The 13,486-nt window shown below is 38.4% G+C and carries 10 protein-coding genes and 2 riboswitches; of the genes, 9 read left to right on the top strand and 1 reads right to left on the bottom strand.

Annotation, left to right across the window (positions count from 1 at the left end):
- Nucleotides 1-44: 44 nt before the first annotated feature.
- A riboswitch (SAM riboswitch) is annotated at nt 45-149 on the bottom strand.
- A gap of 309 nt (nt 150-458) precedes the next feature.
- The 3 genes from MKY65_RS13615 (at nt 459) to MKY65_RS13605 (ending at nt 4,163) form a co-directional block, all read left to right on the top strand.
- Nucleotides 459-1,352, top strand: a complete 894-nt coding sequence (locus tag MKY65_RS13615) for a hypothetical protein (protein WP_339177640.1) — start codon at nt 459-461, stop codon at nt 1,350-1,352.
- Nucleotides 1,353-1,770: 418 nt separating this feature from the next.
- Nucleotides 1,771-2,979 carry an NAD(P)/FAD-dependent oxidoreductase gene (locus MKY65_RS13610; RefSeq protein ID WP_339177638.1) on the top strand — a complete coding sequence of 403 codons (1,209 nt, stop codon included), beginning with the start codon at nt 1,771-1,773 and terminating at the stop codon, nt 2,977-2,979.
- 305 nt (nt 2,980-3,284) lie between these two features.
- On the top strand, nt 3,285-4,163 hold the full coding sequence (locus MKY65_RS13605) for a VanW family protein (RefSeq protein ID WP_339177637.1): 879 nt from the start codon (nt 3,285-3,287) through the stop codon (nt 4,161-4,163).
- A 58-nt stretch (nt 4,164-4,221) separates the two neighbouring features.
- On the opposite strand, the gene MKY65_RS13600 is transcribed toward MKY65_RS13605, so the two are convergent.
- The gene (locus MKY65_RS13600) at nt 4,222-4,755 is read right to left on the bottom strand and encodes a YceI family protein (protein ID WP_339177635.1); all 534 of its coding nucleotides are present in this window, start codon (nt 4,753-4,755) and stop codon (nt 4,222-4,224) included.
- A gap of 216 nt (nt 4,756-4,971) precedes the next feature.
- Here MKY65_RS13600 and MKY65_RS13595 point away from each other — a divergent pair, with 216 nt between their 5' ends.
- The 6 genes from MKY65_RS13595 to polA all read left to right on the top strand — a co-directional run bounded on the left by MKY65_RS13595 (nt 4,972) and on the right by polA (nt 13,474).
- A complete protein-coding gene (locus tag MKY65_RS13595; RefSeq protein ID WP_339177632.1) occupies nt 4,972-5,190 on the top strand; it encodes a phage holin in 219 nt (72 codons plus the stop codon).
- Nucleotides 5,191-5,333: 143 nt separating this feature from the next.
- A complete protein-coding gene (locus MKY65_RS13590; protein WP_339177630.1) occupies nt 5,334-7,127 on the top strand; it encodes a M3 family oligoendopeptidase in 1,794 nt (597 codons plus the stop codon).
- 64 nt (nt 7,128-7,191) lie between these two features.
- A riboswitch (TPP riboswitch) is annotated at nt 7,192-7,296 on the top strand.
- A 143-nt stretch (nt 7,297-7,439) separates the two neighbouring features.
- Complete coding sequence (gene thiT, locus MKY65_RS13585; protein ID WP_339177627.1) at nt 7,440-8,006, top strand: energy-coupled thiamine transporter ThiT; 567 nt, start codon at nt 7,440-7,442, stop codon at nt 8,004-8,006.
- Nucleotides 8,007-8,269: 263 nt separating this feature from the next.
- A complete protein-coding gene (locus MKY65_RS13580) occupies nt 8,270-8,962 on the top strand; it encodes a response regulator transcription factor (protein ID WP_339177625.1) in 693 nt (230 codons plus the stop codon).
- The gene (locus tag MKY65_RS13575) at nt 8,963-10,327 is read left to right on the top strand and encodes an ATP-binding protein (protein ID WP_339177623.1); all 1,365 of its coding nucleotides are present in this window, start codon (nt 8,963-8,965) and stop codon (nt 10,325-10,327) included.
- Nucleotides 10,328-10,837: 510 nt separating this feature from the next.
- On the top strand, nt 10,838-13,474 hold the full coding sequence (gene polA, locus MKY65_RS13570) for a DNA polymerase I (RefSeq protein ID WP_339177622.1): 2,637 nt from the start codon (nt 10,838-10,840) through the stop codon (nt 13,472-13,474).
- Nucleotides 13,475-13,486 lie beyond the last annotated feature (12 nt).

The raw sequence follows: 13,486 nt of genomic DNA, 5'->3' as shown, positions 1-13,486 counted from the left end.
TCTTATTCCAGAGATAAGAAGGGTATGATATCGTGATGATACATATCTTATCTTTAAAGGGGAGTTCCCTTCTGGAATTAGCACCTTGCTATAAGCAGCTGGTTGCTGAGACATCGTCGGGCCAGTCCCTCCGTCTCTCTGGATAAGAATTGGAATTTTATTAAATTATAATTACGTTAACTTTACAAGAGCGGAGAAAAAAAATCAAGTCTTGATTTTTTTTAAAGTGTAAAAGCCGGCAACACTGGCTTAGAGGCTGTGTATAGAAAGAAGAAGCTTGAAAAAAACGAAAAGTATTTGAAAAGGACTCCGATGAAGATTACAATGGTAGTGTAGTGAACGTATTGTTGAATGGTTATAAAATGGACAATTACTCTGAATGGGCTGGATATGTCTGATAATAAAAAGGGTGAAATAATAAATATCCGAATGAAACTATTTAAAAAGGAAGAAGATATATGCGCAAAAAAAAGCTATTATGGGTAAACATTTCTATGTTAGCAGGATGTATTATCATCATTGGCATGGGGATTTATAAGGACAGCCGCTCTGTAGAATATTCAATGGAAGTGAGTACAGAAGACGGAACTGGACAAACTGGAGAAAGCGTAGAGATTTTTACAACCTCTTGGAATAATCGGTTATTAGGAGATAATGAACAAATTTATCAAACAGCTAATTTAGATTATCGCAACATACTTCAGCAGGAAGACAATGAAATAGAAGCGCAGGAAGAGCGTAATGTGAACCAGAGTACCGAAACAGAGGAAGAAACATACACGAATCCAGAAACAGAGGTGCAGGAAGAAGATTATACAGTTTCTGAGGAAGCATCATCTAATCAAATAACAAATGATGAACCAGTTGACAGTGAACAAAGCAGCAATGCTTCAAATAGAGAAAACGCAGCTGGTGAAAATAATGAGAATACAGAAAGCCGAGAAACAGAATCGAATAATACGCAACGTTCCACAGCTTCTGTACACCAGAATCAATCTAAAAAAAACCATCGTTCTTCCGATGCTAATGCTTCTAAATCGGAAACCGATGATTCCAGTACAAACGACAGGAAAGATGATAATTCAAAAGAGGAACCGGAAAATCCATCAAGACCGCCAAAAGACGAAAATGATGGCAATAAAGAAGAGAATCCAAATATAGAAGAACCTGACCCTGAAGATGAAACGGAGAGTAATGATTCGGAATCAGAGGAAGAAAAGCCCGAGGAAGAAGAGAATAATGAAGATCACGAGGCTGAAGAGGATGAAGAAAGTTCAGAACAGGAGTCAGAAAGAGGTAACGAAGAGCGCAAAGGTGCTGAGGTCGATACGGCATCTATTTACTCTAATTAAGCAACGAAACTATTCAGTTATTTCATACTTTAAATGGACATGGTAAATAATAAACTGTAAATTTGCTGCGGGCTGGCTAATTTGCAGTTTTTTATTATGTTTCATGAGCACAACATACCCATACTTAGCAACGATTTAAATGGGGCGAGTAATCGCAGTCCCAACGAACTACTTGGGAAGGCTAACCGCTTCATTCAAAAAGTATTTTGTCCTGATAAGTATTCTGCGTGATAACATGCTGAGCATAATATATTGAACATAAGACACGTTTTGCTAAGTTTTCTAAAGAAATTATAATGAAAATTAGCCTAATCCTGCAAAATTTGATATTATAATAGATGCAGTGACTATTAAACGTGATAGTTCGAAATTACATTACATTTTATTTGTGGAAGATAGAAAGGATGGAAGATGAATTATGAGTAAACCAAAAGTAGTCGTTCTTGGTGCAGGCTATGCTGGATTAGTTGCAACAAGACGTTTAACTCAACAGCTGTCTCCTGAAGAAGCTGAGATTGTGTTAATCAACAAACATAATTACCATTATGAAAGTACATGGTTACATGAAGTAGCAGCGGGTACAATTACCCCGAATCAGGCACGTTTTATGCTAACAGATGTAGTTAACCCTAAGCGTGTACGTTTAATTTACGATACCGTTGCGGAAGTAAAGCGTGAGGAAAAACGCGTTGTTCTTGAAAACAGCGAAGTAGCTTATGACTATCTTGTATTTGCACTTGGATTTGTATCCAATTCATTTGGCATTCCGGGTATGGAAGAGAATGCTTATGCAATCACAGATATTGATTCCAGCCGATTAATTGCAGAGCATATTGAATATCAGTTTGCTCAGTATTCTTCAAGCGAAGAAAAACGTGACGAGCAGCTTACCATCGTTGTTGGCGGCGGCGGATTCACAGGTATTGAATTTGTTGGTGAGCTTGCAGACAAAGTACCTGAGCTATGTAAAAAATACGATATCGATCGCAGCAAAGCAAAAATTATTAACGTAGAGGCAATGCCATCTATTTTACCTATGTTTGATGAAGATTTAGTTTCTTACGGAAAACAGTCCTTAGAAAATCGTGGCGTAGAATTCCGTATTGGTACTGCCATCAAAGAATGTACAGAAGACGGATTTGTTGTCGGCGAAGATAACGAATTAATCAAAGCTGGTACGGTTGTATGGACAGGCGGCGTAATGGGTAACCCGGTATTGGCTGAATCCGGATTTGAATTATTCAAAGGAAAAGTAAATGTTGGATTAGATTTACGTCCAGAAGGAGAAGAAAATATCTTTATCCTTGGAGACTGCTCATGGACAATGGATCCGGAAACTGGAAAACCATTCCCTCCAACTGGTCAGCTGGCTGTACAAGAAGGCGCGAAAGCAGCAGATAATATTGTTGCATTGATTCGTGATGAAGTGATTACTGACTTTGTTTTCTCTAACAAAGGAACAGTTGCATCTCTTGGCTTATCTGATGGGATCGGAAACGTGCTTGATGGTAAAAAACTAAGCGGTAAAGCAGCGGCAGCAATGAAAAAAGTTGTTGATGACCGTTCTCTATTCTTAGTCGGCGGTGCTAAAACATTACTTAAAAAAGGTAAATTCCGTCCGTTTTAATAACCAAATAACATTCGAATTGAAGTTGTATTTGATAAATTACTCCACAGGAGGTAAGCGATATGAAGAATTTATTATGTTACGTTCTACTTGCTCTGACAGCCCTGGTAGGCTACCGTGTTGCAAGTGAATATTTAGAAGACAACAGGGACTTTAGATAAGCTTTAAAAAATTGCCGGGATATATCCCGGCAATTTTTTTGCTCTTTAACAAGGAGTATATTCCGTCGCGTAACAGTAAATCCAAGCTTATTCACTGTATAGAAATAAAGCATCCCAAACATACTAAGGCTTAAGGGGTGTGTCATGATGCGAATGATTGTACTTTTATTGCTATTTATATTTCTTATATTTCCTCATACAACGAATGCTGCTGTTATGGAACTTTATGATGAACAGGATGATTCTTGGCTTATCGATTTAAAGCCGTATATATTTGAAATGGATGAAGCGTTATTGGATTGGAATGAGATTCAGGGGTTAACAAAATATATGCAGGAGCAGGTCTATAAAAAACCGGAAAACGCTTATATAGATAAAGATGGTGAAATTATCAAAGAAAAACAAGGATTTACCCTGGACGTAAACCAATTTCATACCCTGATTAACGAAGCTTATTATGGCGGGGCAGGGGAGAATCGGCTGCAAGTACCAAAACAAATGATTCCGGCACGCGTGAATGAAGACCTTTTAAAAGAATTAAAGGAGAAAGAGTTAAATCGTTTTACGACAAGGTTTAAAAAAGGGAATATTGAAAGAACGCGCAATATTGAATTGGCTGCAGATGCAATCAATAATACAGTGATCTTTCCCGGTGAGCATTTTTCCTTTAATGAAATCGTGGGAGAGCGGACAAGAGAAAGAGGTTACCTGCCGGCTCCGGTAATTGTAAAAGGGGAGTTTAGTGAAGATATTGGCGGAGGTATTTGCCAGGTATCCTCAACATTATTTAATGCGGTGGATCTGCAAGGCATAGAAATAACCGAACGCTATGCACACAGCAGAGAGGTTCCCTATGTTCCGAAGGGCAGAGATGCTACAGTGAGCTGGTGGGGGCCGGATTTTGCGTTTCGGAATAAATATAACCGTCCGGTGCTTATTCAAGCAAGGGCTGAAGAAGGAGTGATGACGGTTGCTGTTTATACGAGTTACGATGCCTCTCTTTTTCAGGCAAAAAGCCCCTGATTTTACGCTCAGCGTAAAATCAGGGGCTTGCTGTTTTATGATGGCAAGGCTAGTAATATTATTCAGCCTTTTGTAATTCTAATTCAAAGTTGATTTTTACTTCTTCTCCTACTAGAACTCCGCCAGTTTCAAGAGAAGCATTCCATGTTAAACCGAATTCTTTACGGTTGATGCTTGTTGAACCGCTGAAGCCTGCAACAATGCTTCCGCTCATTGGATCTTTACTTTGACCTTCAAAAACAACATCCAAAGTGACCGGTTTAGTTGTTCCTTTTAATGTTAAATCACCAGTTACTTCGTAGTTATTCCCAGATTTTTTGATATCTGTTGCAACGAAAGTGATTTTAGGATAATTTTCTGCGTCAAAGAAATCAGCAGAACGAAGATGGTCGTCACGGTCTTTGTTACGAGTGTTGATGCTTTCTACATCAATGTTTAATTCAATCTCTGCATCAGTTAAATCCTCTGCATCTGCAACGATTTTTGCATCAAAATTATCAAAGGTTCCTTTTGCTTTTGAAATCATCATATGCTTTACAGAAAATCCTACTTCACTATGCGCTGTGTCTAAATTCCAGTTTACTTTTGTCATTTACGATTCCTCCTAAATAATTAGTTACTTACTTTCTGTTACCAAGTGTAAAATAATAAATAAAGAAAGTCAAGTATCTTTAATTAAAAATATTTTAAATGCATATATGTATAATACCCAAGTAAATAGATAATGAAACTTCTAAAGGTTTCTGCCGTTCCTAAAACCTTGTTTTTGCAATAATAATATATAGGGTTGTATAAGGAGGGGGAGAAAGTGGACAAAGGTACTATGATTAGTATAATAGCCGTGATTATCGCAGCAACAAATCAAATTTTTGTGCTATTAGGTAAGTCACCGATGCTTATCGATAGTACCCTGATAGAACAACTATTATCTGCTATATTCACCATTGCGGCGGTTTTAAATGCTTGGATAAGGCGGAAAAAAGCGTCTAAGGAGAAACAAAAAAAGAAATCTTCTAAAAAGAAATAAAATAGCTGTTTAAAAATTATAGATGGGAAATAAATGCCTGTAATAGAATAAATTTTCTTTACAGGCTTTTTTTTAATGCTTTGTTTTAACAATTTCGTTATACTAAATATTAGATAATAGAATAAAAAAAGGGAGAGAAGCTGATGACTCAAAAATTACAACCAACATGGGATTTAGATGTTATTTTTCCGGGGCAAAGCGATTCTGAAGCGCTTCGTCAATTTGTAAATGAGGTTAGTGAAGAAATAGAGACTGTCACCGAAATCGTAAATAATCTCGAAGCAAACGGATCTGGCGAAGATTGGGAGCATGTTTTAAAACAAATCGAGCTTATTACAAAAAAATTACGTGAGATGGGAGCGTTTATCAGCTGTTTAAGTGCACAGGATGTAACGGATAAACAGGCGGACATCTATGTTGCAAAAAGAGCGCAGATAGCGGCTGCACACAGTGCGCTAACAAAAATAGTAGACCAGAAGCTGGGAGCAGTGACCGAAGCGAATTGGAACCTGTTGCTGGAAAGGGAAATGATAAAACCGCTTCAATTTATTTTAACAGAAAGAAGAGAGCGGGCACGTGAACAATTATCTAAAAATGAAGAAATTTTAATCGGTGATTTAGCAATAGACGGGTACCATGCATGGAACCAAATGTATGAAACAATAGTCGGCAATATGAAAATTGATATAGAAGAGGACGGAAAAGTTCAACAATACTCTGTTGGACAAGCTGCTAATAAGCTGTCGACACCTGACCGTGAGCAGAGAGAATATGTTTTCCGGCGAATAAGTAATGCCTGGAAAGCGAATGAGGACTTATTTGGGCAGACATTAAATCACATGGCTGGATTTCGCCTGCAAACCTATAAACATTATGGATGGGACCATGTCTTAAAAGAGCCGTTAGCAAAAAATCGAATGAAGGAAGAAACATTAAATACAATGTGGGGAGCGATTGAAAAGCATAAATCCCTGTTTGCAGACTACTTACATCAAAAGGCTTCTCTGTTAAATTTGGATAAATTAAGCATTTTCGATGTAAATGCTCCGATTCAATCAAAAATGGAAAAGAAAAGCTATGATGAAGGAGCTGCTTTTATTGTAGAGCAATTCCGCAGCTTCAGTCCCAAAATGGCGGATTTCGCACAAATGGCGTTTGAAAAACGCTGGATTGAAGCGGAGGACCGTGCAGGAAAACGTCCGGGAGGATTCTGTACAAGCTTTCCGCTCAGTGAACAAACTCGTATTTTTATGACGTACTCCGGAACGCCTTCTAATATAGCTACCCTGGCTCATGAGTTGGGACATGGTTATCACCAGTATGTGATGAACGATATGAACGGTTTGAATCAAGGCTATGCAATGAATGTTGCGGAAACTGCTTCGACCTTTGCAGAAATGATCGTAGCAGATGCATCGGTGAAAATGGCGGCGACAGATGAAGAAAAATTAACGCTGTTAGAGGATAAAGTATCGCGAAGTGTGGCTTTCTTCATGAACATCCATGCACGCTTTTTATTCGAGAAACAATTCTATGAAGAACGCAAACAAGGTATGGTCAGTACGGAACGGTTAAATGAACTTATGGTGGAAGCACAGAAAGAAGCTTACTGCGGAAGCCTGTCTGAATATGATCCGCATTTCTGGGCTTCCAAACTGCATTTTCATATTACTGGTGTGCCATTTTATAACTTCCCGTATACATTTGGTTATTTATTCAGCCAGGGAATTTATGCTTATGCAAAGGATTATAAAGGAGATTTTGAGGCAAAATATACTGCTTTATTAAGGGATACCGGCAGAATGACCGTAGAAGAGCTTGCTGAAAAGCATTTGCAAGTAGATTTGACCAAGCCTGAGTTTTGGGAAAATGCCATCGAAATCTGTAAACAGGATGTGCGGGAATTTTTAGAGTTAGCGAAGAGAGTTGAAAAGTAAAAGAGGCTATTGCGGTTTTTTAGAAAGTGATTTATACTAAGCCTATACAAAAAAGTGAATAAAAAAAGCCTGCAAGGGGAGCCTTTGGCTGAGAGTGGACATTTTCTGTGTTCTGACCCTTTGAACCTGTCAGTTAGCGCTGGCGTAGGGATTGTGGACTTTTTGATGGATATAAAAGCAATGTGTGAGTGGAGTTTAAGGTATTCTTTTAAAATGTATTTTTTTAAAGAATACCGCCATCAAGAAGACTCCCTTGGCATTGCTTTTTTGTGGTCTAAAAAAGATTGTTCGATGTAAAAGGGGGAGAGACGATTGAAGAATAAAACACTATTTTTAGTAGAAGTAGCTATTTTTACGGCACTTGCATTACTGCTGGATATTTTACCGTTAGGATTTAAGCTTTGGCCGCAAGGAGGCTCCGTTTCTTTTGCAATGATTCCTGTCTTCATTGTAGCCTTTCGCTGGGGTCTGAAAGGCGGTTTGTTATCTGGTTTTCTTTGGGGAGTATTACAGGTGGCAACTGGTACAGCTTATATCCTGCATCCCGTGCAGGGAATCATTGAGTATGGATTAGCTTTTACAGTAGTAGGGCTTGCCGGGGTGTTTTCGAAGCAGGTTATCGAAAGCATGAAAAACAAGCAGGTAAAGAGATCCTTTGTCTATATTTTAATTGGCGTATTTCTGGGATCGGCTGCTCGTTTTATATGTCATTATATTGCCGGAATGGTTTTCTTTGGTTCAGCCGTCGAAGGACAGCCGGCGTGGCTTTATTCATTAATATATAATTCATCTTATATGGTTCCATCCTTTATTTTAAGTCTTGTTATTGTGTTCCTCCTGTTTTATAAACAGCCGAGAACATTAGTTGGAAAAGTATAACAAAAGAAAACTCCCTCACACAAAAACCTGTAGCACATCTTGCTTCAGGTTTTTCTTAAACCATTATTTTTATTTGGATAGTTTTGTTAAGTTTTATTAACATTTACTTATGGAATAGGCGTTGAACGTGAATAATGGTAGAATAAAGAAAATAAAATATATAAAGATACATTCTTACATCTTCATCTAACAAAAAAAGGGAGCTTTAAAAGAAGGAATTTTTGTCTAAGAGAACGTATATATGAATAAGGGGGATTTTCTAAGTGGGAAAACAGATTCTAATTGTGGATGACGAGCAATCAATTGTTACTTTATTAAAATATAATATGGAGAATGCCGGATTTACGACAGAGGTAGCATACGATGGAGAAGAAGCTTATCAAAAAGCAACTGCAGACAGCTATGAATTAATTATCTTAGATTTAATGCTTCCAAAACTGGATGGAATAGAAGTATGCCGGAAATTAAGAAAGAATGATATTGATACGCCTATATTGATGCTTACTGCAAAAGATGAAGAAATAGATAAAATTCTCGGTCTGGAGCTTGGTGCAGATGACTATCTGACAAAGCCGTTCAGTCCGAAAGAAGTAGTTGCCCGCGTGAAAGCTATTATCAGAAGAGCGCAGCGGCCGCTGGAGAATCATTATCAAGCACTCCGGATAAAGGATTTAACGATTTATCCGGAACGCTATGAAGCAGAAATGAAAGAAGAATTAATTACTTTTACACGAAAAGAGTTTGAACTGCTGTATTATTTGGCTAAACATAAGGGAAAGGTTATCTCCAGAGATCAATTACTCAGCAGTGTGTGGGATTATGATTTTGTTGGAGATACGCGAATTGTAGATGTTCATGTGAGTCATCTGCGGGATAAAATTGAACCAAATTCCAAAAAGCCTGTTTATATAAAAACAGTCCGCGGATTAGGTTATAAATTGGAGGAGCCGGTTTAAATGCAAATATTATTTTCGAAACCCTTGTTTCCGAATATACTTGGTATCACGATTGTCCTGGTTTTATCAGGCTGGTTAATGGTACAAGCTCAAGGAAACTGGATATTTATCGCAGCAATTATTTTAGTGGAATTTTTAGTGATTTCCATCATATTTATGCAATTCTACAATAAATACACAAGACCGCTTAACAAAGCTTCAAAAACAGTAAATGAAATGATTAAAGGAAATTATTCTGCCCGTTTTAATAACAGCAATAGTGAAGAAATGGAGCAGTTAAGCAAAAATATCAATAAATTAGCGCGAAATATGAATGAAATTACGATTCAGGAACAAATGCATGCAGAGCAATTAACTTCTATTATTGATAATATGAAAAACGGGCTTGCACTGATTGATGAAAAAGGATACGTTCATCTGGTGAATCGAGGATTCACGGAAATGTTCCAAGGAAAAGAGAAACAATATCGCGGTCATTTATATTATGAAGTATTTGAAAACGAGGCAATGCACGACGTTATCCAAAAAACATTTCTGTATGAACAGCCTGTCAAAGAACAATTTAAAAATAAGCGCGGTCTGACTAAAAACTATATGGAAGTGATTGCAGCTCCTATTTTTAATGAGCATAATATGATTAAGGGTGCTGTCCTCGTTATATATGATATTACGGAATTAAAGCGTTTAGAAAAAATGCGCAAAGATTTTGTTGCCAATGTTTCTCACGAGCTGCGTACACCAATAACTTCTATCCGGGGGTTTGCAGAAACGCTAAAGGAGAAACAGCATGATGAAAAAGCAGCAGAAGAATTTATTGAGATTATTTATAAGGAGAGTCACCGCTTACAATTACTGATAGAGGATTTATTAGAACTTTCCCGTTTAGAAAGGGAAGGCTTTCAATTAGAAAAAGAAGATTTTAATGTTAAACAGATGATAGATGCAGTCCTGCCAACTTTAGAAAAAAAGGCAGAGAAAAAAGAACTGCATTTTAAAGCAACTGTTTCTTCTGATATTAGTGTAAATGCGGATGCTGAAAAATTGAAGCAGGTGATTATCAACCTGGTAGATAATGCAATCAACTATACGCCGGCAGGAGGAACCGTCAATCTAAATGTATCTGAAGAAAAGGGTCAGGTTCATTTTTCGATTACAGATACAGGAATTGGGATCGAACAAAAAGCCATCTCAAGAATATTTGAGCGTTTTTACAGAGTCGATAAGGACAGGAGCCGGAATACAGGAGGCACTGGTCTGGGGCTTGCTATTGTGAAGCATATTATAGAGGTCCACCAAGGAGAAATTGTTGTAGAAAGTGAAGTGAACGAAGGAACTGCTGTTCATGTATATATTCCGAAAGAGTAAGTCATCACTAGCGCCATAGTGATGGCTTTTTTTCTGAAGGGCTTCAACAGGACTGGGGCTGCGATTACCAATGTTGTCAGGTTAATGAATTTTATTAATTTTGATACAGCTAGTAGTAAAACCTATCTAGCGGAGGAAAAACACGTAGACTCCTATGGGAAAGCGCAGGGTGAAGACCCCGCAGAAAAAAAGCGAACTTCTTTTTTTTGAGGAGGCTGAGCGCAAGCCCATGGAAAGCGTAGTGTTTTTCCGCAGCGGTAGCACTAACCTGACAACATTGCTGCGATTACTCGTCCCATCGAAAAGCTTTTGCGATTACTCGCTCTACCGAAGACCATTGCGCTTTTAGTTCTGAAAGATATCGATGTAATAAAGATACGAGTTTAATTGGTTATGCGACGTGTAAAGATTGGAAAAACTATGTAATAAGAACGTGTGTATTATGCAGTTTTCTCCAAACATGATAAAATAAAGTTACTTAAACAGTTGATAGATAAAGGAGACGGAATTATGACCAAAAAGCTAATTCTAATGGATGGCAACAGTATTATTTACCGTGCTTTTTTTGCTCTGCCATTATTGAATAACGAAAAAGGCGTCTATACGAATGCCGTTTACGGATTTACTACGATGCTGCTCCGTATTTTAGAGGAAGAGAAGCCAACGCATATGCTCGTGGCCTTCGATGCCGGGAAAACAACATTCCGCCATCAAACCTATAAAGAGTATAAAGGAGGGCGTCAAAAAACACCTTCAGAGCTTTCTGAACAATTTCCAGTCTTAAAAGAGCTGCTGGATGCTTTTGACATCAAGCATTACCAGTTAGATCAGTATGAAGCAGATGATATCATTGGCACATTATCAAAACAGGCAGATGATAATGACTGGGAAGTAACCGTTATTTCTGGCGACAAAGATTTATTGCAGCTTGTATCGGATCACGTGACGGTCAGCGTAACCAAAAAAGGAATCAGTGAAATTGAAAAATATACACCGTCTTATCTTCTTGAGAAAATGCAGGTAACGCCTGAACAGATTACTGATTTAAAAGGACTGATGGGAGACAGCTCAGACAATATCCCGGGAGTGCCGGGTGTCGGCGAAAAAACAGCTACGAAGCTGTTAACGCAATTTCATACGTTAGAGAAGGTTTACGAGAATCTGGACGAGGTAAGCGGGAAAAAGCTTAAAGAAAATTTAACAAACCACCAAGATGATGCGGTAATGAGTAAAGATTTAGCAACAATTAATCGGGACTCGCCAATTGAGGTCAGTCTGGATGATGTCATTTATGAAGGCTATTCTGCCGCTTCCGTCCGTCAAATGTTTATGGATTTAGGCTTCCAATCTCTGTTGACGCGTCTAACCGGATCTGAGGAAACGGAAGAAGAGACAATAGAGCATAAAGAGATAAATTATGACATCGTGGAAGAAATAACGGAAGACCTTTTTTCTGAGGAAGATGTATTCGTAGTAGAGATGTTAGGTGAAAATTATCATACTGCACAGATAGAAGGCGTGGGCATTGTCAATGCAAATAAAAAAAGCTTTATCCCTACTTCGATTGCGATGGAATCTCCTATTTTCAAAAAATGGGCACAGGACCATCAAAAAAAGAAAATCGTATTTGATGCCAAGCGGACAAAAGTTGCTTTATTACGGAATGATATACAAATAGAAGGAATTGTGTTTGATGCGTTGCTTGCTTCTTATTTAATCAATCCTGCTGAAAACAGCCATGACATACCTGCTATTGCAAGCAGAAAAGGAAAATATGACGTATCCTTTGATGAAGAGGTTTATGGAAAAGGTGCGAAACAAAAGGTTCCGGAAGAAGCGATTCTCAGTGAACATGTGATTCGAAAGACAAATGCACTGCTTGAATTATATCCGGCGATGGAGAAGGAATTAGAGGACAATGAACAGGCGAAGTTATTAAAAGAACTGGAAATGCCACTTGCTTTGATTCTTGCTGAGATGGAGCATCAGGGTGTTTTAGTAGATGTGGACCGGCTGAAAGAAATGGGAGACGATTTAAAAGAAAGGCTTAGCAATTTAGAAAAAGAAGTATATGAATTGGCTGGCAAGGAATTTAATCTGAACTCACCGAAGCAGCTCGGGCCGGTGTTATTTGAAGATTTAGGGCTTCCTGTAATCAAGAAGACAAAGACTGGTTACTCTACGGCAGCAGATGTTTTGGAACAGCTGGCAGATCAGCACGAAATAATTCCTAAATTACTTTTGTACCGTCAGTTAGGGAAGCTGCAATCAACCTATATTGAAGGCTTGCAAAAGGTGGTCCGTAAAGATACGCATAAGATTCATACACGCTTTAATCAGGCTTTAACACAGACAGGCAGATTGAGCTCAGTTGATCCCAATTTGCAAAATATCCCTATTCGTCTGGAGGAAGGCAGAAAGATACGGCAGGCGTTCGTTCCATCTCGAGAAGGCTGGAAAATGTTTGCGGCCGATTATTCGCAAATCGAATTACGGGTACTTGCCCATATTGCAGGGGATGAGAAATTGATTGCTGCCTTTAAAAATGATTTGGATATTCATACACAGACAGCAATGGATGTATTTCATGTCGAGAGAGACGAAGTCACCTCGGGTATGCGCCGGCAGGCAAAGGCTGTTAACTTTGGGATTGTATATGGAATCAGTGATTATGGACTATCCCAGAACTTAGGGATTACGCGGAAAGAAGCGAAACAATTCATCGAACGGTATTTTAAGAGCTATCCAAGTGTTAAAGAATATATGGATGACATTGTTGTTGAAGCAAAGCAAAAAGGCTATGTATCCACACTGATGAACCGTCGCCGTTACTTGCCTGATATTACAAGCAGGAACTTTAATGTACGCAGTTTTGCGGAAAGAACAGCGATGAATACACCTATTCAGGGAAGTGCAGCGGATGTGATCAAAAAAGCAATGATTGATTTAGACCATCGAATGAAACAAGAAAAACTGCAGGCCAAGCTTTTATTACAGGTCCATGATGAATTGATTTTAGAAGCACCGGAAGACGAGATTGAAATCTTAAAGGAAATCGTTCCGGAAATGATGGAGAAGACGGTAGAGATTTCTGTTCCGCTGAAGGTCGATTATTCTTATGGAGAAAGCTGGTTTGACGCGAAGTAAGGGGAAGGGAAA

The organism is Oceanobacillus sp. FSL W7-1293 (genome assembly GCF_037969815.1).
Classification (GTDB): Bacteria; Bacillota; Bacilli; order Bacillales; family Amphibacillaceae; genus Oceanobacillus; species Oceanobacillus oncorhynchi.
The sequence above is the reverse complement of the archived record's forward strand: the minus strand, read 5'-3'. Positions and strand labels throughout refer to the sequence as shown.

Coding starts and splice junctions, on each gene's coding strand:
- polA (WP_339177622.1), top strand. CDS start 10,838: ATGACCAAAAAGCTAATTCTAATGGATGGCAACAGTATTATTTACCGT.
- MKY65_RS13610 (WP_339177638.1), top strand. CDS start 1,771: ATGAGTAAACCAAAAGTAGTCGTTCTTGGTGCAGGCTATGCTGGATTA.
- MKY65_RS13590 (WP_339177630.1), top strand. CDS start 5,334: ATGACTCAAAAATTACAACCAACATGGGATTTAGATGTTATTTTTCCG.
- MKY65_RS13615 (WP_339177640.1), top strand. CDS start 459: ATGCGCAAAAAAAAGCTATTATGGGTAAACATTTCTATGTTAGCAGGA.
- MKY65_RS13575 (WP_339177623.1), top strand. CDS start 8,963: ATGCAAATATTATTTTCGAAACCCTTGTTTCCGAATATACTTGGTATC.
- MKY65_RS13600 (WP_339177635.1), bottom strand. CDS start 4,755: ATGACAAAAGTAAACTGGAATTTAGACACAGCGCATAGTGAAGTAGGA.
- MKY65_RS13605 (WP_339177637.1), top strand. CDS start 3,285: ATGATGCGAATGATTGTACTTTTATTGCTATTTATATTTCTTATATTT.